The organism is Rudanella paleaurantiibacter (assembly GCF_009184635.1).
Taxonomy (GTDB): Bacteria; Bacteroidota; Bacteroidia; order Cytophagales; family Spirosomataceae; genus Rudanella; species Rudanella paleaurantiibacter.
In genome coordinates, this window is sequence record NZ_WELI01000002.1 from 83,877 (window position 1) to 104,873 (window position 20,997).

Annotated in this window: 16 protein-coding genes; 6 read left to right on the top strand and 10 right to left on the bottom strand. The window is 53.4% G+C overall.

The features are described 5' to 3' along the window. Window positions 1-48: 48 nt before the first annotated feature. From F5984_RS05160 to recQ, 3 genes are all read right to left on the bottom strand, one after another. Window positions 49-1,206 (bottom strand): PSP1 domain-containing protein, encoded by a 1,158-nt coding sequence (locus tag F5984_RS05160; protein ID WP_246168839.1) that lies wholly within the window; start codon window positions 1,204-1,206, stop codon window positions 49-51. Between the two features lie 99 nt (window positions 1,207-1,305). Continuing rightward, window positions 1,306-2,592: a phosphoribosylamine--glycine ligase gene (gene purD / locus F5984_RS05165; RefSeq protein WP_152123234.1), complete on the bottom strand. Its 1,287-nt coding sequence runs from the start codon at window positions 2,590-2,592 to the stop codon at window positions 1,306-1,308. Between the two features lie 106 nt (window positions 2,593-2,698). Next, a complete protein-coding gene (gene recQ / locus F5984_RS05170; protein ID WP_152123235.1) occupies window positions 2,699-4,915 on the bottom strand; it encodes a DNA helicase RecQ in 2,217 nt (738 codons plus the stop codon). 314 nt (window positions 4,916-5,229) lie between these two features. On the opposite strand from recQ, the gene F5984_RS05175 reads away from it, so the two are divergent. Continuing rightward, entirely contained in the window at window positions 5,230-6,198 is a 969-nt protein-coding gene (locus tag F5984_RS05175) for a KpsF/GutQ family sugar-phosphate isomerase (protein ID WP_152123236.1), read from the top strand. Between the two features lie 171 nt (window positions 6,199-6,369). Here F5984_RS05175 and F5984_RS05180 read toward each other — a convergent pair whose 3' ends face one another. The 5 genes from F5984_RS05180 to F5984_RS05200 all read right to left on the bottom strand — a co-directional run bounded on the left by F5984_RS05180 (window position 6,370) and on the right by F5984_RS05200 (window position 13,325). Further along, entirely contained in the window at window positions 6,370-8,070 is a 1,701-nt protein-coding gene (locus F5984_RS05180; RefSeq protein ID WP_152123237.1) for an ArnT family glycosyltransferase, read from the bottom strand. A 9-nt stretch (window positions 8,071-8,079) separates the two neighbouring features. Beyond that, entirely contained in the window at window positions 8,080-9,894 is a 1,815-nt protein-coding gene (locus F5984_RS05185) for a MutS-related protein (RefSeq protein ID WP_246168840.1), read from the bottom strand. A gap of 11 nt (window positions 9,895-9,905) precedes the next feature. Next, a complete protein-coding gene (locus F5984_RS05190; RefSeq protein ID WP_152123239.1) occupies window positions 9,906-10,319 on the bottom strand; it encodes a Fur family transcriptional regulator in 414 nt (137 codons plus the stop codon). Window positions 10,320-10,467: 148 nt separating this feature from the next. After that, window positions 10,468-12,288 carry an ABC transporter ATP-binding protein gene (locus tag F5984_RS05195; RefSeq protein WP_152123240.1) on the bottom strand — a complete coding sequence of 607 codons (1,821 nt, stop codon included), beginning with the start codon at window positions 12,286-12,288 and terminating at the stop codon, window positions 10,468-10,470. A 59-nt stretch (window positions 12,289-12,347) separates the two neighbouring features. After that, on the bottom strand, window positions 12,348-13,325 hold the full coding sequence (locus F5984_RS05200; protein ID WP_152123241.1) for a gliding motility protein GldB-related protein: 978 nt from the start codon (window positions 13,323-13,325) through the stop codon (window positions 12,348-12,350). Between the two features lie 171 nt (window positions 13,326-13,496). Between F5984_RS05200 and F5984_RS05205 the strand changes: the two genes are divergently transcribed. Next, the gene (locus F5984_RS05205) at window positions 13,497-14,393 is read left to right on the top strand and encodes a porin family protein (protein WP_152123242.1); all 897 of its coding nucleotides are present in this window, start codon (window positions 13,497-13,499) and stop codon (window positions 14,391-14,393) included. 295 nt (window positions 14,394-14,688) lie between these two features. On the opposite strand, the gene F5984_RS05210 is transcribed toward F5984_RS05205, so the two are convergent. Together F5984_RS05210 and F5984_RS05215 are read right to left on the bottom strand one after the other, a co-directional pair. Beyond that, window positions 14,689-15,000 carry a hypothetical protein gene (locus tag F5984_RS05210; RefSeq protein ID WP_152123243.1) on the bottom strand — a complete coding sequence of 104 codons (312 nt, stop codon included), beginning with the start codon at window positions 14,998-15,000 and terminating at the stop codon, window positions 14,689-14,691. Between the two features lie 478 nt (window positions 15,001-15,478). After that, window positions 15,479-15,766, bottom strand: a complete 288-nt coding sequence (locus tag F5984_RS05215; RefSeq protein ID WP_152123244.1) for a hypothetical protein — start codon at window positions 15,764-15,766, stop codon at window positions 15,479-15,481. A gap of 447 nt (window positions 15,767-16,213) precedes the next feature. Here F5984_RS05215 and F5984_RS05220 point away from each other — a divergent pair, with 447 nt between their 5' ends. The 4 genes from F5984_RS05220 (at window position 16,214) to F5984_RS05235 (ending at window position 20,882) form a co-directional block, all read left to right on the top strand. Further along, window positions 16,214-16,675 carry a regulatory protein RecX gene (locus F5984_RS05220; RefSeq protein ID WP_152123245.1) on the top strand — a complete coding sequence of 154 codons (462 nt, stop codon included), beginning with the start codon at window positions 16,214-16,216 and terminating at the stop codon, window positions 16,673-16,675. Between the two features lie 219 nt (window positions 16,676-16,894). After that, complete coding sequence (locus tag F5984_RS05225; RefSeq protein WP_152123246.1) at window positions 16,895-19,351, top strand: TonB-dependent receptor domain-containing protein; 2,457 nt, start codon at window positions 16,895-16,897, stop codon at window positions 19,349-19,351. Window positions 19,352-19,583: 232 nt separating this feature from the next. Continuing rightward, window positions 19,584-20,366 carry a TlpA family protein disulfide reductase gene (locus F5984_RS05230; protein WP_185155428.1) on the top strand — a complete coding sequence of 261 codons (783 nt, stop codon included), beginning with the start codon at window positions 19,584-19,586 and terminating at the stop codon, window positions 20,364-20,366. Between the two features lie 309 nt (window positions 20,367-20,675). Further along, window positions 20,676-20,882: a heavy-metal-associated domain-containing protein gene (locus F5984_RS05235; protein ID WP_019989597.1), complete on the top strand. Its 207-nt coding sequence runs from the start codon at window positions 20,676-20,678 to the stop codon at window positions 20,880-20,882. Window positions 20,883-20,997 lie beyond the last annotated feature (115 nt).

Genomic DNA, 20,997 nt, shown 5'->3' on the forward strand with positions numbered 1-20,997 from the left:
GCTACCCGGCTTTACACCGAGCAGCCCCGCTTAGGCGACGTTTCCCGCTTACTTTTTCACGGGTGGTTTCTTCTTCTTTTTCTTTTTGCCGCCTGTCTTAATCGCGTATTTCTTGTCCAGCTGGTCAAGGTCGCTGTTGAGCTCATTGACGGGGATGGCCTCTTTCTCGCCCACGGGCGTCAGCACATCAAACGATTCGGGGATAACCCCTTTCTTGTTCAGCTCAACAATTTCCAGTACGCGCTTGATAGCCAATGGGTGCCAGGTGCTCTCGGAACTGTAGCCAAACCACATGATCTTGCGGAAAATGTCGGTTTTCTGTAGAAAGGCGCGGCCTTTCTGGGTTTCGAGTGGCTTGTCGATAGTCGGGATGTCGCGCAGGGCATCCACGTAGGTATCGAGCTCGTAGTTGAGGCAGCACTTGAGCCGCCCACACTGCCCCGACAACTTGGCCGGGTTGAGCGACAGGTTCTGATACCGGGCGGCCGAGGTCGTGATGTTCTTGAAATCGGTAAGCCAGGTAGAGCAGCACAGTTCACGCCCGCACGAGCCGATTCCGCCCAGCCGTCCGGCTTCCTGCCGCAGGCTGATTTGGCGCATCTCGACCCGAATCTTAAACTCACCCGCCAGGGCCTTGATCAATTCGCGAAAATCGACCCGCTCTTCGGATGAATAGTAGAACGTAGCCTTTGTGTTGTCGGACTGATATTCCACGTCCGACAGCTTCATATTCAGTTTCAACTCGCGGATAATTTCGCGGGCCCGATACATGGTAGGCAGGTCACGATTGATGGCCTGCTCATGCTTTTCGAGGTCACGCTGATTGGCAATTCGCTGAATCACCTTCATATCGTCGTTGACCTTCACGTTTTTGCGCTTCAGCTGAAGCCGCACCAACTCACCCTGCATCGACACAGCGCCCATGTGGTACCCCGAAGGCATTTCGACCACCACATAATCGCCCGTAGTGAGGTCCAACTGATGAACGTTCCGGTAATACTCTTTCCGGCCACCCTTGAACTTCACCTCCACTACATCCGACTTGGCATCCGGTTGAGCCATATCGCTCAGCCAGTCAAACGAGTTTAATTTATTGCATCCACCGGTTGAGCAGCCTCCGCTACCACAGCCCTTCACCGCCGAACCATCGGCAGCAACGGCCGTGCGCGAACCGCATCCACCGGTTGTACATGATTTGCATGACATATTTCTTACGAAGTTTACAGTTTTCAGTCTACAGTTTTCAGTTGGAGTGCTAACAGACTGCTTTGCGCAACCGTAAACTGAAAACCGTAAACCGCAAACTCAGTCTGCGTACCGAATCAGGTCGAGCCCGATGTCCTTGCGGTACTGCTTTCCGTCAAACTGCACCGTTCGAGCCGCTTCCTGCGACCGCCGAACGGCATTTTCGAGCGAGTTAGCCACGGCCGTCATAGCCAGCACCCGCCCACCATTGGTAACCACCCGGCCGTCGGACTCGGCGGTACCGGCATGAAACGCCGTCACTTCCTCCAACTGATCCAGGGCCGTAATTTCTTTTCCTTTCTCGTACGCTTCGGGGTAGCCACCCGATACCAACACGGTAGTAACAGCCGTTTGGGGCGACACCTGCAGGTTGATCTTGTCCAGCTCGCCATCGGCTGCCGCCACGAGCAACTCCACCAGGTCCGTCTGGATTCGCGGCAGCACCACCTCCGTTTCGGGATCACCCATGCGGGCGTTGTACTCAATAACGTACGGTTCGCTCTTCGTATTCATCAACCCGACAAAAATGAAGCCAACGTACCGGATACCGTCCTGCTGCAAACCGGCCATAGTAGGTTTCACCACTTTGTCTTCAACCTTGCGCATAAACGGCTCCGTAGCAAACACCACCGGCGATACGGCACCCATACCACCCGTGTTAGGGCCTGTATCACCCTCGCCAATACGCTTGTAATCTTTGGCTTCGGGCAGAATTTTGTAGTTCACTCCGTCGGTCAGGACAAACACCGACAGCTCAATACCGCGCAAAAACTGCTCGATCACCACTTTGTGGCCAGCCTCACCAAAACGACCCTCGGCCAGCATATCGCGCAGGGTAGCCTGTGCTTCTTCAACCGTTTCGGCGATGATAACGCCTTTGCCAGCCGCCAACCCATCGGCCTTTAGCACAATCGGTAACGTATGCGATTCGAGGTAGGTTAATCCCTCGTTCAGCGTATCAACGGTAAACGTTTGTGAAGCGGCCGTTGGGATGCCGTGCCGCTGCATAAACGCCTTCGAAAAGTCTTTACTCCCTTCGAGCTGGGCTCCCTGCGCATTGGGACCGACAATACGCAGATGCCCCAAATCGGGCTGCTGACGCAGGTAGTCAACCACGCCTTTTACCAGCGGCTCCTCGGGGCCTACCAGCAACAAATCAATCTGGTACTGACGGAGAGCCTCGGTCAATGCCTTAAAATCAGTTACCGAAAAGGGCAAGTTTGTTGCCACACCCGCCGTACCGGCATTTCCGGGGGCAACATAAAGCGAATCGCACAATGGGCTCTGACTCATTTTCCACGCAAACGCATGTTCACGCCCACCCGATCCAAGTATAAGTATGTTCATTGTTGGGAGGAGATAGGAGATAGGAGTGAGGAGGTAGGAGCTATCCGGTTGTTTTATCATCACGGCAGCCCTTCGCACTCCTCACTCCTACCTTCTCATTCCTTTTTTAATTAGCTACTTCCGAAAGGAACTTGATCCGCATCAGGCGCAACTCCTGTTCGGTGAAATCTTCACCGGCAAACTGGCGCATGGCTACGGCAATATTGTCGGTTTCGGCCGACATGAAGTAATCAAAAATCTCGTCCTGCCGCTCTTCGTCGATAATCTGGTCGATGTAGTAGTCGAGGTTCAGGCGCGTACCGGAGTAACAGATATGCTCAATCTCCTCAACCAGGTCTTCCATCGTCAGATCTTTCGACTCCGCAATCTCGTCGAGGTCAACTTTCCGGTCGATTTGCTGGATAATAAAAATCTTGATCTTCGACTTGTTGACCGTCGATTTAACAACAACATCTTTGGCTGTTTCGATCTCCCGATCCTCCACATATTTGGCGATCAGATCAATAAACTGCTTGCCAAATTTTTGCACTTTCCCCATCCCGACACCGTTGATCTGGGCCATCTCATCCCGCGTAACGGGATAGGTGGTGGCCATTTCTTCGAGCGAGGGATCTTGAAAAATAACGTACGGAGGCAGCCCTTTTTCTTTAGCTACTTTCTTGCGCAGAGCTTTCAGCAAACCGAGCAGCTCTTCGTCGTACGCATTACCACCTGCGGTGGGTTGTACGTCTTTATCGTCGTCGGCCTTCCCGTCGGCAATCTGCTGATCATAGTTATGATCGCTGGCGAGGGTGAGTGGATACGGGTCTTCGATGTAGTTCATCCCTTTCTGCGACACGCGCAGCACCCCGTAGTTGTCGACGTCTTTGTCGAGCAAACCGAAAATAGTAATCTGGCGAATCAGTGAGCACCAATACTCCGGCGACTCATTGAACTCACGCCCTTTTCCGTACACCTCGAGCCGGTTGTGCTCATAACTGGTCACGTACTGGTTTTCGGTGGCCGTGAGTACGTGCGAGAGGTGGTTTACATCGAACCGCTGATCGGTTTGGAGTACCGCTTGCAGAGCCAGTACCACTTCTTCCTGCGCCTTGATCCGGGGCGTTGGCTTGCGGCAGTTGTCGCAAAAACCGCAGTCTTTTTCGGTGTACTCCCCGAAATAGCTCAGCAGTTGCCGACGACGGCAGGCACCCAGATTGGCGTACGACACCATTTCGCCCAGGAGGTGCTTGGCATTGTCGCGCTCGGTAACGGGTTTGTCTTTATTAAACTTCTCCAGCTTCACAATATCGTCGTAGCTGTAGAACATCACGCAGTTTCCCTCCAAGCCATCGCGGCCGGCGCGGCCCGTTTCCTGGTAATACCCTTCGAGCGATTTGGGCGCATCGTAGTGAATCACAAACCGAACATCAGGCTTGTCGATACCCATCCCGAAGGCAATGGTCGCGCAAACCACATCGACGTCTTCGTTCAAAAAGGCGTCCTGGTTGTTCATCCGGGTCTGCGGGTCGAGGCCGGCATGGTACGGCAGCGCCTTGATGTCGTTTACGTTGAGCAGTTCGGCAATATCCTCCACCGTTTTACGGCTCAGACAGTACACAATGCCCGACTTGCCTTTGTTGTTTTTGATGTACTTAATCAGCGCCTTTTTGGCATCAACCTTCGGCTTGATCTCGTAGTACAGGTTTTTCCGGTTGAACGACGTTTTGAAGATGTGGGCATCTTCCATTTGCAGGTTCTTCTGGATGTCGAGCTGCACTTTGGGCGTTGCCGTAGCCGTCAGGGCAATAACGGGCAGGCTACCACTGCCGATGTTATCGACAATACCCCGAATTTTGCGGTATTCGGGCCGGAAATCGTGTCCCCATTCCGAAATACAGTGGGCTTCATCGATGGCCACAAACGAGATATTGGCCCGCTTCAGAAAGTCGAGGTTTTCTTCTTTCGTCAGCGATTCGGGCGCAATGTAAAGCAGTTTGAGGGTGCCATTGAGGGTTTCCTTCTTGACCTTGGTCATCTCGGCCTTTGAGAGCGTCGAGTTCAGAAACTGGGCGTTGATGCCAAAGGCATTGAGTTGATCAACCTGATTCTTCATCAGGGCAATCAGGGGCGAAATAACAATGGCCGTACCGTCGCTGACGATAGCTGGCAATTGATAACAGAGTGATTTGCCTGCCCCGGTGGGCATTATAACAAACGTGTTCCGACCGGCCAGAATATTATAAATAATGGCCTCCTGTTCGCCCCGGAACTGACTAAAGCCAAAGATTTCTTTTAATCGTTCCTTAAGGGTTACCTGTACGGACTGGTCAACCTGCATCATGCTTTCGCGACGTACAAAAAGTTACTGGTTCTTTTAACTACGCTACCCTCAGTGCCTCCAAAATATATCACTGGTAATCAACAACATAATGGATAGCAGACAATCGGATAGTTTGAACAGACAGTTGTCTGACTATATCTTTGTTAGGCCGGAAACGGTGTTTACCCAATAGCCTGAGTGGCTTTGACAGGATCCTGATGGACTTAATGTATCGGTTAAGTCTAAATACAAACGCCAATAATCCTATATCAAAGTATCACTTTCTAAAGTTAGCGAATTTATATCCAAATCTGTTTCGACAACAGAATCAGAACTTGAAAGTAGTAAAAAATCCGCAAACGATTGCCCGCGAGGTTTTACGGGCCGAAGCCGACGCCATTCAGCAAGCAAGCACCTTTCTGGATGAGCGTTTTGACCAATGCGTGGAGGCTATATTAGCCAGTCGGGGCCGGGTTGTGGTGACCGGAATCGGCAAAAGTGGCCTGATTGGTCAGAAGATTGTGGCTACGCTGAACTCTACCGGAACCCCGGCTCTGTTTATGCACGCAGCCGACGCTATTCACGGCGATTTGGGCATGGTGCAACCCACCGACGTGGTCGTGGCTATCTCGAAAAGTGGCAATACACCCGAAATTAAAGTGCTGGTGCCGCTTATTCACCGGACTGGAGCCAAACTGATTGCCCTCGTCAGCGAAGCCGATTCGTACCTGGCCCGCCATGCCGATTGTGTGCTGCTGGCCTATGCCGAACGCGAGGCCGACCCCCTCAACCTCGCGCCTACTACCAGCACAACCGTGACCCTCGCTCTTGGCGACGCGCTCGCCATTGCCCTGCTCACTGCCCGCGATTTTACCCGGCAGGATTTTGCCCGCTATCATCCGGGCGGCTCATTGGGCAAAAAGTTGTACCTGAAAGTAAGCGATTTGTACCCCCATAATCAGCGGCCCACGGTGCCGGCCGATGCGCCTATTCACCAAACGATGCTCACTATGTCGGCGGGGCGGTTGGGGGCTACCGCCGTTGTCGACGCAACCGAACAGGTATTGGGGATTATTACGGACGGTGATGTACGTCGGATGGTGAGCCACCACGATGACTACCGGCAACTAACTGCCCGCGACATTATGACCCGTAATCCGGTATGCATCGGCCCCGACGCCTACGCTGTGCAGGCGCTGGAAATTATGCAGGGGCGCAACATCACCCAACTACTGGTACTGGACGAAGGGCGGCTGGCCGGTTTTGTACACTTGCACGATTTACTCCGCGAGGGGTTGGTTTGAAAAGTGGAGTTGCAGTCGCTGGCACAGAACTTAACCCTGAGCCAAACATTCGTTGTTGGGCGTTACCCACTTCGAACATTCGAAGGCTACGTGTGGGGTGGAATGCTTCGTTGAGTACGCAAAGAGATGACATCTTTCTGAACAAGATGTCATCTCTTTGCGTACTCAACACTACTTCCGCTTGAAGAACACGAACCCATTTTCTTCTTTCACCACTTCTAAATTCGGGTTCTGCCGATACCGGTCGGCGTTGGTGATTTTGGCAATCAGGAACGTCGGCTTATCTACCGGCCCATTGAGCAGGAACTCCTCGTCGGCAGTGCGCGGGTTAATGGGCGGCTTTTTCTCGAAATAAAAAAACTGGGCGTAGCTTTTATAGCCAATCGGCTCCACGTACACGTCCTGTCCTTGTTTCGACTGGTAAAACTCGATGACGGTCCCCTGCACAATCTGCTCCACGTTGGGCACTACATTCGACGCGAAGAAAAACAGCATCAGGGCCGTGCTGCCGAAGAGCCCCACGGCTGCGGGGTAGGTATGTCGCCGGAGCTGAAGCACACACCCAACCAGAGCGACCATCCAGCCCCCCCCAATAAGCCACTCCCAGCCGCCCCAACTTACCTGAGCCTGTAAGTTAGCTACGGCAAAGGGGTCTTTGATGTACGGAATCAGGACGTCTTTATGCATACCCACGATGGGGGCCGCTGTCAGGATAATCCCCAACAGAATGCCGAGCACCAGCAAGCCCGCCGATAGTCCACGGGGCCACCGCACCCGGCCCGTTGCGAGCGCATACAGGTGGTAAGCCGCCAGATACGATACCGGAAACCAGGCCATCGACGAGTAATGCACAATCTTGGTCCTGACAATTGAAAACACAATCATGACCACCCAGAACAGGGCCACCATCCACGGCATAAAGGGGGCGTCGGCCCCAGTATTGCGGAGTCGGGTAAGATACCGGATAGCCAGCACCGACATCGGAAATGCCCCCAGCAACACCACCAGAAAATGGTAGTAAAACGGTTGCTCGTGACCCGCGTCGGGCGTGGTGAACAGCACAATCTGATACTTGATAAACTCGACCAGGAACCAGGGGCCGTTTTGCGCCACTTCGAGCCCAAACCAGGCCGTTGTCACGAGTAAGCCAACGGCCAGCATCAGGCCCAGAGCCTTCCAGGACAGCAGCGGTTTGAAGCCGCCCACGGCCCACAGCACGCCCAGCATCAGGCCCGGCAGCAACGCCCCAACCGGCCCTTTGGTCAGCACGGCCAAGCCGAGAAATAAGCCAGCCAGAGCGGTATACCCCACCCCAACCCCTCCCCGATAGGGAGAGGCTTTCACTTGAGCAACTTTTAGCCCCTCTCTATCGGGGAGGGGTGGGGTATTATTCTGTCTTTTCTCAGCACTTGCCTTATACAAAAACCACACCCCAACGAAGATGAAAAAGTTGAAAGTAGGATCGATAATGGCTGTTTTGAAATAAAAATGCGGGGTGATAGAACCCAGATAGCCCAGTGCCCACAGCAAGCCAAACCGGGCATCATGCAACCGCCGACCTACACCATACAGTACCAGCAACGTAAGTACGCCCATCACCGCATTCGGAAACCGGGCCGCGTACTCGTCTACCCCGAAAACGTGCATGGCCAGGGCCTGCAACCAGAAAAACAAAGGTGGTTTTTGCCAGAACGGCTGAAAATTGATCTGTACTCGCGCATAGTTGCCCGATACCAGCATTTCCCGCGCCGACTCTGCAAAGTTGATTTCGTCCCAATCGAACAAGTGTACCCGCCCCAGAAACGGAAAAAAGAAAAAAGCCCCGAGGGCTATAAGCAGTATCGGGTAATAACGGGGGTTGATGCGCGGCATAACAATCGGTTAATGATTAGCCAGATCCATGTCGATGCCGATAGAACGCATCAGCTGACTGGCGTTGAAACTCTGGCAAATGCCGTCGCGCAATTGGTAGTCGAACAGCAGTTTGCCGTCGCGAATATCGGACTGGAAATGGTAGTTCCGTACAAAATGGAGCGGAGTTCCGTCAGGATGAGTAAGCTGCCCCAGTTCGAGGTCGTGTGTTGATACAAAGCCCGACGCCGATGTTTGGTGCAACTGCCGGATAAGAGCTTCGGCTCCCCGATGCCGGTCGGCGGAGTTGGTGCCTTTCAGGATTTCGTCCAGAAAATACAGTACCGGTATGCCGTCGGGCTGCCCCGCCAACCGAATCAGCGTTTGCAGCCGTTTGAGTTCGGCGTAAAACGATGAGGTACTTTCTTCAAGCGAATCCTGCGTGCGCATACTGGTAAAGATGCGCACGGGCGAGATCACAAACCGTTCGGCACTGACTACGGCACCAGTCAGGGCAAGCACCCCGTTGGCCCCGAGCGTTCGGAGAAACGTACTCTTGCCCGACATATTGGAACCCGTGATAAGCACGGTTTCGCCGTTACCGTCGAGTGTCAATGAGTTGGCCACGCCTTTGCCGGGCGCCAGCAACGGATGAGCCGCCTGTTGAGCCTGTAGAGTCAGGCGGTTATCTTCGACAATGTCGGGGCGGACGTAGGTCGGGTGCGCGTAGGCAAAGCCAGCCAGACTGTTGAGGGCCTCGAGTTCGGCCAGTGCCTTAAACCAGCCGTCGAGCCGGGGGCCGTACTGCTGCCGCCAGCGTTCGAGCCGGATGAGGTAGTGCACATCCCACAACACGGGCAACCCAACGAAAAGATAGAAATAGGGATTCCGGCGGAAGTTGAAATTTTGCACCAGCGCCGACAGTTGACCTACCCGCACCGAAGCCAGTTGACTCTCGGCGGTCAGGGCATCGCGTACGAGCCGGAGCCTCTCGGCTTTACCCGGCACCTGTTCGGCATGGGCCAGCAACTCCCGGAACGTACCCAGAGCGGCCGTAATGTCGGCGGTTTGTTCGCTTACCTGTTTGGCCCGTTCGCTCACTCGGTTGAGCAATGCCCCCGATACAGCTATGGCACCCAGCACTGCCCAGCCCGACACCCAGCCGCCCAGCCAGGCACCCAGCAGGGCGACCGTCAGCAGCGGCATCAGAAACCGGGCTACGTTCAGATAAGCCGGTAAGGCCGGAGCCTCCGCAACAGCCCAGTGCCGCAACGGGTCCACCGGCCGTGCTACGGCTTCGTTCAGGTAGGCCAGGCCCTCGAACGTCTGCCGCCAGTCGAGCTGAGGCACCAGTTCGTGAGCCGCCTGTTGCCGGAAATGAATGGTTTCGGGGCTGGCGGGCGACAGCAGCCACTCGGCCAGCCGACGCGTACCCTCGTGCGTGTGCGTGCGGTTGAGCAACCGAAACAACGACAGTTTGCCGAACACGTCGAGGTCGCCCACGTACGGATGGGTGGGGCTCCCAAACGATTCGCCGGTTTCGGGCCGCAGAAATCGGCGTTCGAGCCGGGCCAGTTCGTCTTCGTTTACATAGGCCAAATGCCGGTTCAGGTCGCGGGTGCGCCGGATGGCCATATGCCGTTTCAGCATTGCCATAAACCCAAGCAGACCCACACCAGCCACGGCCCAGGCCCCGGTGGTTTGGTCGGCCGAGCGCAGGGCCCACACGGCCACCACAGCCCCCAGAAACCAGACAAGCCGCCAGAGCGCCAGTTGGTTATATTGACGCTGAGCGGCTTGTTCGGCTTGTAAAAACTGTTGTCGACGGGTGTTGAATGCTTCCAAACCAGCAGGCTTTATTTGTTGCATTCCGAGCAAACGCCCTGAATGAGTAGATTAACTTCTTTGCGACTATACCCAGCCGGCAACGCTACCGCAGGTACATGGATATGATCGAGGCAGGTGGTTTGCCCACAGTCTTCGCATTTGAAGTGGACATGGTCGTGGTGATGGTGCCCCTGCGCGCAGGTTTCGCGGCACAAGGCATACTTCGGGTTCCCGCCATCGTCGAGCACCTTATGCAGAATCCCTTTTTCGAGAAACGTGCGCAGGGTGCGGTAGATGGTCACACGGTCGTGCGAGGGGCCAAGGCCTGCTTCGATATCACCGTGCGAAAGCGCATGATCGGCCCCCAGAAACAGGTTGAGTACCTCTTCGCGGCCCTGTGTGTGCCGCAAATCAAAGTCTTTGAGGGTTTGTGCAGCGTTCATTTTTTTAAATGGATAATGGAAGAATGAGTTTAAACTTTGTTTTGTCATCCCGACGACAGGAGGGATCTTTCTAATTAGCTGACTGTAAGATCCCTCCTGTCGTCGGGATGACAAAAACGCCTATTCTACAATCCTGCTCCATCGTTCATTATTCATTATACATTACCCCCGTTTCAAACTGCAATTTAACCAAATTCGCGTAGAGGCCGTCTTCCCGATGAGCCAGTTCATCGTGTGTGCCCTGCTCCGCTACCTGCCCTTCGCGCAGCACATAAATCGTGTCGACCTTGCGAATAGTAGCCAGCCGGTGAGCAATAATCAAAGTTGTCCGGTTTTGCATCAGCTCGTCCAGAGCCTCCTGCACCAGTTTTTCCGACTCGGCATCGAGCGAGCTGGTGGCTTCGTCGAGAATCAGAATAGCCGGGTCTTTCAGAATAGCGCGGGCAATAGCAATTCGTTGCCGTTGACCACCCGACAGTTTAACCCCACGCTCGCCCACCACCGTCTGAAAACCTTCCGGGAACGATTGAATAAACCCGTACGCGTTGGCTTTGCGGGCGGCTTCGTGAATTTCGGCTTCGGTGGCACCGGGCCGACCGTACTGAATATTTTCGGCGATGGTGCCACCAAAAAGCATCACCTCCTGCGGCACCACGGCGATGTTCTGCCGCAGGTGCGTAATATCGAAATCGCTCAACCGGCGACCGTCCACCGTAATCTCTCCACCAGCAATGTGGTAATACCGCATGAGCAACTGCACAATGGTCGATTTACCTGCGCCACTTTGCCCTACCAGGGCAATTTTCCGGCCCGAATCGACCCGCAGTGAGACACCCTTGAGCACCTCCACGTCAGGGCGCGATGGATACGAGAACCGGACATTTTCGAAAACTACATTGCCCTTCACCGGCACCAGCACGGTCGCCTGCTCACTATCTGCATCTACCTCCGACTGCTCTCCGAGAATTTCCAGAATACGTTCTGAGGCTCCGATGGTTTTCTGAAGCTGTGCGTACAAGTCGCCCATGCCCGCTACCGACCCACCGATAAACGTCGTATAAACAATGAACGTTAGCAGATCAGCAAAAGGCATCTCACCGGCCTGAACCAGCGTACCACCGTACCAAACCACGCCAACAATGCCCCCGAACAGGGCAAAAATCACAAACGACACAAATGCCCCCCGGAACCGGGCCGCCCGCAGGGCCGTACCCACCACCCGCGCCAGAGCCGAGCCGTACCGCCCGATTTCGTACCGCTCGTTGGTGAAGGCTTTCACAACGTTGATGGATTGCAGCGTTTCTTCGACCACCACGTTGGCTTCGGCCAGTTGGTCCTGCGCTTTCTTCGACAGCGTTCGGATAAACCGCCCGAACACCATAGCCGCGATAATAATCACCGGAAACGTAGCCAGCATAAACAGGGTCAGTTTCCAGGATACGTACAGGATAATGCCGGTACCGATCAGCAACGTGGCTATTTGCCGGAACAACTCGGCCAGGGTCAGCGTCAGTACATCCTGCAACTGCGACACGTCGGCCGAGATACGGCTGGTGAGTTCGCCCACCCGACGCTGCTCAAAAAACGGAATCGGCAAGGTCACGATTTTGCTGTACGTCGACCGGCGCACATCGGCCATAGCGCGCTCGCTCACCTGCGAGAAAAAGTAGATGCGGAAAAATGAAAAAATAGCCTGTGCAACCAGTACGCCCACAAAAAACAGCGTAACCTGATTAAGCGTAAACTCCGATTTGCCCTGAATCACGCTCGTAATCTGCCCAATGAGCAGACCAAAACTGAGGGTGGTGGTGGTGGAGAGAATCAGAAACAGAAACCCCAGCGCATAGAGCCACCGGTAGGGCTTCACGAACCGGAAAATACTGATTGCCCGCCGAATGCTCTCGCGACTCAGCGGTTTTTTGTCCTCGGGACTGGCTTCTTCGCCAAAATTTCGTCGTCCTTTTGCCATGTATTTGGTCACGGGTTAGGGGCATCGGTGCATATGTTTGCCGTGCCCGGTGGCCCGTGTTAATTTTCGTCTTTTTGCCCTTTGTACCCCGATTCCTGAAAAAGTTTCCGGGCGTCGTCGGTCGCCATCAGGTCGGTAATCGACGGGTTGGTTTGCTTATCGAAGTAGCGACCCACAATGCGCCAGCCCACCCAACGCCCAATAGCACCGGGGCAACGCGGGCCAATCTCGGCCGTAAAGGGCCGATCGTTCATGTAGCGGTTCTTTATGTCGGGACGTGTTTCGTAAATCAGCTGCTTATCAATGAAATGAGCCCACACCATATCCTGCGCGTTGTAGGTTTCGGTGAGCTGCACATCGGAATAGCCAATCACGAGGCTGTCGGCTACGGCGGGCATCATGGTTTTGGTAAACACATAGCCTTTGCCAAAGTAAACCATATCGGCCAGCATGGTTTGGTCGGCCGGGTTATTCTTGTTAAACGCGTCAGAGAGGGTAAATACCACGGTCGGGGCAATGTATTCTTTGGCGTACCGGCGCAAAATGTACTGCGGAAACTCAGGACCACGGGGCCGGTATTTGGCCTTCGGACCCAGAAAATAATCGAGCCCCACAATCACGAGGCTATCGCTCACGACTAGGTCGGGGCCCATGAAGCCCGTCACCATAGTCACTACGCGCGGAGGCTTAAAGTCGGGGTATGCTTTCTTAATATTGGCGAAGGCTTCACCCAATTGGGCTGCCAGCTCGTTTTCTTCCGGAAACTCGTCCTGAACCTGCTTGTACAATAGGTTGAGTTCGGGGTCGTTTACCCGATGGTGCAGGTCGGCAACCAACGAACTATCGGGGCCGTTGTCCGCGCCAAAGTACAATTGTGCAATTGACTTGTTTCGGGTCAGAAACTCCCGAATTTGACCGGGCTCTTTTGCTGCAAACAGGACCTGATCGAGCCGGTCGAGCGGAACCTGTTCCTTTTTGGCACAGGAGTTGAGCAGTAAAACAGCAAGAAGCGCCCCAAGAGCGGCTGGAAAACGCATTTATTTCGAAAAAGAGTGATCTGAACAAGGCGTTCACTAATCCATCGGGCGGTTTACTTGTCGAAGCTATAGCACAAAAAAAACACCACCACTGCGGTTGTCTCTGATTGTTCTGACACCTTCTGAACACACCCGGTACGTGAACTCCCTTTCTTGAAAACAGACAAATTTATGGAAAAAGTTGCAGTCCTGACCCTGATTTTGACGCTGACAGCCGCAGTCGGGGAATCGTGGGGTCAACAGTGGCAAGCGTCAACCGACGAATTCGCGACGGCCCGGGTTACGGAGCGCCGTTTCCGCAAAATTCTTGGCGACGATTACAAGGCGACCGTGACCGACGAAAAACCGCTTCGGAAACGGAAGAAAAAAACAAGCACCGACCGGGCTATCGACCGCGCCTACCAACAATCGCGCGATGACGCCTACCCTGATTACGAGCGCCCGAGTCACCTGATTGAAATGAGCGTGCGGTTTGCCCCACATGCTACCATCAACCGGATCGAGGGTTCGGGTAACTACCTGGGTTTTATGCAAAACGGCACGGCCCTACGCCCTAGTGTGGGGGTATCGCTCGATTATTTCTTTTTTAAAGACCGGTACGCATTTAGCTCGGGGCTTTGGTACACCATTAAGCGGGTGGGCTACCGGATTCCGGGCTCTTATGGCGAAACCCGCTGGAACCCCGGCGCACCGGCCAAGTACGCGGTGTATAACCTTCAGTATGTGCAGATTCCGATGACGGTGAAACTGTTTGCCAACAACCTGCTTCCATCGTCGCGGCTTTATATTCAGACGGGCGGTCTGCTCGACGTCAAACTGGCCGAAAAAGCCCTCGACCCCACGCGCAACGTGTACCATCAGGTAGCCCAGAAAGAAGGCACCCGGCGGCAGTTTGGCTTTGCCGATGTGGCCTGGGTGCTGGGGGGCGGCCTTCAGTATCGGTTGAGCCAGACCAATGCTATCAACATCAGCCTCAGTTATCAGCGGGGGCTGCTCGACGTGGCCCGCCCCCGCGACCTGCACGTGCGCAACCGGGTGGTGGCGCTGGAATTGGGGCTGAAGTTTTAGGCTGCATAAAAAAAGGCAATCGGTACGAAAACCGGTTGCCTTTTTGGTGTGTCCAATGGCGTGGTACAGATCACCGTAGTACGGCGCATAGTCAGCATAATGCACCCGAACCAGACTGAAATGGTGTGGATATAGCAGTCAGATAATCTGTCTGGCAAAACAATCATATCGGAGCCAGACCAGCAACCTGAAAACTACCCGTTCTGATACGGGGAAAATACGTGTCTTGTTTTTGCAAAAAAGATACATAAGCTATTTCAGGTAACGCCTTCAAGTAAGTACCTAACCAAGGGGGTCACTTAAAATATCTTTCCACCAACTCATAGTAGTACCGCACACTGTCGGCTTCGCTACCCACTTTAGCTACGTAACCCGTTGCCTGTACCTGATCGGCCGGCTCGTTTATCCAGTACTTTCGGAACAGGGGAATGTTATCGTAACTCACCACAAAGCTACGATTCTGGCAATCTGGATCTACTCCCAACCACTCATTGGTAGCAGTAGTCGTGGTATCTCTAATAAGTTTCTCGCTTGTATTAGGACCGGGCAATCGACCACTAACTGGGTATATTTTCAAGGTCTGTGGTTGGGCAAAGGTCGTTTGCATTCTGGTTGGATAAACAATTTTGACAAGTCGCCACGTACCCAGAGATTGTACAAAGAAGGAACTTGCTGTTGGTGAAGAACATTTTTTTTCACAACTGCTGTTAACAGTCAACAGGACAACTGCAAACAAGACTAGGAATTTTATCCGTTTCATGATCTGTATCTGATTACAATTTTGCTCTGTCAGCGAATGCCCGAAATCATCTTCACGTTCTGATTGTAATGGATGTCTGCTAACTCTGTTGGTTGCATCGGCCGGTCAAATAGACGGATAAGCGACGCCTGAACAGAGTTTGTACGATCTGTAGTAACCATATACTTGAATTTTGTCGTCGTCCACACTAACGTAAATTCGTTAACTCCTATTCGCTTAGTCGTTCGCAGCAGTTTGCTTAAGGCATCTATCTAATAAACCATCTTGTCTCGCTGGAATTGGGACTGAAGTTTTGAAAAAAGCGTGTCAACTATGACACGCTTCATTATTTGTCGAAGTAATTTCTTTCTACCAACTCATAGTAGTACCGCACACTGTCGGCTTCGCTACCCACTTTAGCTACGTATCCCGTTGCCTGTAGCTGATCGGCTGGCCCATTTATCCAGTATTTTCGGAACAGGGGAATGTTATCGTAACTCACCACAAAGCTACGATTCTGGCAATCTGGATCTACTCCCAACCACTCATTGGTAGCAGTAGTCGTAGTGTCTTTAAAGAGTTTTTCACTAACATTAGGACCGGGCAATCGACCGCTACTTGAATAGATTTTCAAGGTTTGTGGTTGGGCAAAGGTCGTTTGCGTTCTGGTTGGATAAACAATTTTGACAAGTCGCCACGTACCACGAGTGTCTAAATAAAAAGTACTTACTGCTGGTGAAGAACATTTTTTTTCACAACTGCTGTTAACAGTCAACAGGACAACTGCGAATAGGACGAGGAATTTTATACGTTTCATGATCTGTATATGTTTGCCGGAACGGTGAGCGTATTACACGTCTCCCCGAACCCATAAAGCTTCGCAATGCTCATCAGGTCAGCAAGATGCAGATGTGTTGCTGCCGTGTAGTTACAGCTGGGGCTACTTTCGCTGTTCTATCAAATAACGACGCCCAACTCATGAAAACAAATAAATTTATCAATCGGCTACATACGGGCTTCTTTAGGAGCTTTTTGCCCGTTGTTCCTGTTTAGCTTGGTACACAGGCCTCTTACCCATCGCATGACCGAATACCTCAAAGACGCCCTCCGTAAAGCCGCTTCGTTTTGTGCCTATCAGGAACGAACTCAACAGGAAGTCCGCGACCGCCTGAACGACTGGGACATCTACGGCGACGATGCCGAGGAGATTATTGCCGAGCTCATCAGTCAGAATTACCTCAACGAAGGGCGGTTTGCCCGGTCGTTTGCGGGTGGCAAATTCCGGGTAAAGCACTGGGGCAAACGCAAAATTCGGCAACACCTGCAACAGCGGGGCATTACGGGCTACAACCTCGATCAGGCCATGAACGAAATAGCCCCCGACGATTACCGCGCTGCCCTCGCCGATCTGCTGGCCAAAAAACGCCGGACCATCCGCGACGATAACCCGCTCGTGGTGAAGCAAAAACTGGTTCGGTTTGCCCTGAGCAAAGGCTATGAGTCGGATCTGATCTGGCAGGTTCTGGGCGCCGAAGACGAATAGTTTCCCTAAACCGGACCGCCGGTGCAACCCTCATCCCCGTTTGGCCATCTTTCGGGCAGCAACCAACGGTTTGGGCACAAGGGCACGGGCTTAAGCCGGGCTCTTACCGGCAGTCCGGCAGGCGTCACGACGAATTCTTAAATTATCCTAACAGCGTCGAAGGCACTTTTGCAGCACTCTACCTTTGTTGCAGACAATAGGGTACAACCTTCAGCCTTTATGAACGCTTTTCTTTACGTCCTCACCTTTATCACGTTTGGCGCGTTTGCCCAGACGCCATCTACCGGCAAACTAACGGGCACCGTAGCCGACTCCACAACCCACCAACCCATTTCGTATGTGACGATTGCCGTATCCACGTCGGCCGTCTCCACGTCGGCAACGGGTGCGCGTAAAATTTTGCTGGGCGGCACGGCTGATGACAAAGGCGCTTTTGTGCTCGACAACATTCCGGCGGGGGTCTACCAGATTACCCTTTCGTTTGTGGGGTACCGTACCCGAATCATTCCGAATGTGGCTATCGTGCCCGCCAATGGCCCGGTCGACCTGGGTACGGTATTCCTCGCACCCGACACCAAAAGCCTCAATGAAGTGGTGGTAACGGCCCGAAAAGCACTGGTCGAAGACAAGGGCGACAAGCTGGTGTACAATGCCGATGTGGACGCCACCAACACGGGCGGAACCGCCGTGGATGTACTGCGGAAGGTTCCTATGCTCACCGTTGACCTCGAAGGCAACGTAAAAATGCGGGGCAGTAGTAACATACGGGTACTCGTAAACGGGAAGCCATCGAGTATTATGGCCCGTAACCTGGCCGATGCCCTTAAACAGATGCCCGCCAACATGATCAAGTCGGTGGAGGTGATTACGAGTCCCGGTGCCAAATACGATGCCGAAGGGTCGGCGGGGGTAATCAACATCATCACCAAAAAGCAGCTTCAGGGCACCAACGGCACGGTAAACGCTACGGCTGGTAATTTCAACAACTCAATCGGCGGCAACGTGTCGGTTAAACAGGGCAAAATAGGCCTCAGCGCATCGGGCAACCTGTACACGTACCGTAATATTATGGAAATGGGGCAGAGCCGAACCACCCTTGTGGATGGGCGGCCGGTGAGCGAGCTCTCACAACGGAGCACGGCCGACAACACCGGGATGGGCGGTCATAGCGAACTGAGCCTTGATTATGACCCCGATTCCCTTAACCGACTCAATTTCTCGGTGAATGCCTGGGGCGGCAACTTCCCCAACAATAGCCAACTGAGTAGCCGACTGGTATCGACGTCGGGGCAGGTAATTCAGGATTTCCGACGCGACATTGCGTTTCGGAACCCCTACGGCAATGCCGAGTTTAACCTCGGCTGGACCCGCTCGTTTACGAAGCCCGGCAAGGAGTTTTCGGTGCTGTCGCAGTACAGCTACATGCCCGACAATTATTACTACACCATCAATCAGTTCGACCGGGCGTCGGAGCGGCCCACGTTTCTGGAGCAGACTACCAACCTGAGCCGCAACAACGAGTTTACGCTTCAGAGCGACTTTGCAAACCCTTATAAACTGCGCGACTCGGCCAACCTGAAAGTGGAGTTCGGGGCCAAAACCATTCAACGGTTTATCGGCAGCGAATCGACCACCAACCTCTCGCTTACCGGGCTGGAGCAGGATTACGCCTTCGACACGGCGCGGTCCAACGAGTTCAAGTACATTCAACGGGTGTTTGCAGGCTACAGCTCGCTCAAGCTCGACACTAAAAACAAATGGGCGCTATCGGCCGGTCTCCGGCTCGAACACACCCGCATCGGTGGCGACTTTATCACCCAGCAATTCCAGTTCAACAGTCAGTACACCAATCTGGTCCCCAGCTTTACGGTTGCCAAAACGGTTGCCAAAAAGCATACGTTCAAGCTGGCCTACACCCAACGCATTTCGCGCCCGCTTATCTGGTATCTCAACCCGTTCCGCAACGTCAGCGACCCACGGAATATTCAGACCGGTAACCCCTTTCTGCGCCCTGAGCTTACGCACGCCACCGAGGTATCGTACAGCACCTTTGGCGAAAACGGCTTTTCGCTCAACACGTCGGTGTTCTGGCGGCAAACCAACAACGCTATCGAGTGGCTCTCGACCGTCGATGCGGCTGGTGTGGCCGTTACCTCGCCCCAAAACATTGGTCGTAACGCCAGCTACGGGGCCAACCTGAGCCTGAGTAAACAACCTACCAAACGCATCGACCTAAGCCTCAACACCGACCTGACATACGTGCTGCTGTCGAGTGTGGCCCTGGGCCAACGCAATTCGGGCTGGGTGATGGGCATAGGGCCAAACCTGACCTACAAACTGCCCAAAGACGTATCGGTACAGGTGATGGGGCAGTACAACACGGGCTGGATAAGCCTGCAAGGCACCAATACGGCCTGGTACTTCTACGGGCTGTCGGGCAAGAAAGAGTTCTGGGACAAAAAAGCGAGCCTGACACTGAACGTAACCAACCCCTTCAACCGGTCGGTCCTGATCCGGGGCGAGTCGTCGGCTCCGAGTTTTGATGCTTCGAATCAGTTCCGGCTCGTCAACCGGTCGGCCCGCCTGACGTTCAGCTACCGGTTTGGTCAGATGAGTAGCGGGGGCAAGCAAAGCCGAAAAATCAGCAACGACGACGGCAAAGGGGGTGGGCGTTAGACAAACGCTCCTACCACTCAGTAGAAAGAAAACAGAAACTTAACGACCGATTTCTTTTTCATAAAAAGCCCATTACTTTAGGCAATACGAAGCCCCTGTCTAAAAAACGCTACTGTTCCCCCATTACTTCTACACCATTAGCCCAGGCATAACCATGAAATACGCCCTACTTTTCCTCTACATTTTGCTCGGATTGTTGTTGGCAATTGGTATTCAATCTACCTTCTTGTTTATGCAAACGAGATACCCAGTTCTGGTAACGTCTGGGCTGATGCTTGGCGTAGGGTATCTGTTAACCGCCTATAATCCGCTCAAAATAAAGCCAGTAGCGCTGTACCTGCTGGTTTCTGGATGCTTTACACTTATTCATCTATATGGGCTTTACATCAATTTTGATGGGCTGAAATACCTCTCGCCCACGTTGGTTGTATTCTTTGCACTGGCTTTCTTTACCGGTGTTAGCCTCAAAGAAAATCGATCGGCCACTACGTATGTGGCTCTGGCATTCCTGATTCTGAGTACGCTGTACACGGCTTTTTCGATAATGCCCAGATTGCAATTCAACGAACGTATTGCCAGCGGGCAACGTCCGTTCCCGAAGCAGTTTACGTTGGTACAAACAGACGGAAAGCCGTTTAAACTGGCCCCCGACCAAGTTGCCGTGATTAACTTTTGGGATTCCGGGTGTGCATACTGCTTTAAGAAAATCCCCTATGTGATTGAGCTACGAGAGCAGATTTCAAATCCAAGGGTGGTTTTTGTGGAAGTGAACACGGGCAGAGCCGATTCCTTCGAAAGGTTTAAACAGCTTGTTGCCAAGCAGCGTTTTGTACCCGCTATCAATCCCGTTTACGATCAGGGGGCAGCTCTGTCGAACCAGCTGAATATAAAGGGCATTCCCCGACAAATCATTGTAAAGAACAACGTCGTTCTGCACGACCTCACAGGCTTCAACACCGAGGAGGCAGGCATTTACATGGATTATACCCGGCAACTTATCGAAGGCCTCCTATGAGCAGGGCGTCTGAGTAGCCGGTTTTCTCTGGCACTCAGACGCCCTTTTCGTCACCATTAGCTGTCTGTCTGCAGGGGTAACCTTATTGCGACCGGGTTCATTCCCCGGTCGCTTTTTTTTCTGGTAACAAGGCCATCAAGCTTAGCCACTGGCTCAGGACCACACTCGCTAAATCTTGTACGCTCCATCCCGAAACCTATACAGCCGCAACCGGAGCAAAACCGACCTTTGTATTGTTCTTTACCAAGCAGGCCGGGGTCACTCAAAACCCGGCTTGCTCAATCTGTTACACATAAACCAATCTATCAGATGGCACTCGAATTTAAAACCAATATGAAATGTGGCGGCTGCGAAGCACAGGCAACGCCTTACCTGAACGAAGCCTTTGGCGCGGGCAACTGGCAACTGAACACAGCTACGCCCGAAAAACGCTTGACTATAACCGCCCCCGATGCTACCGCCGAGCAGGTAAAGCAGGTGGTTGAGAAAGCCGGTTTCAAAGCCGAAACGCTGTAAACGCCCATAAGCCCAAAGCCTAACCTTGTCGGAATTTTCGGGTTCCTCAAGGTGCTATCTACGTGCGTGAGGTAGTCACTGCTTTGGGCCTGGGCCACCCAGCCCTAATCAAAAA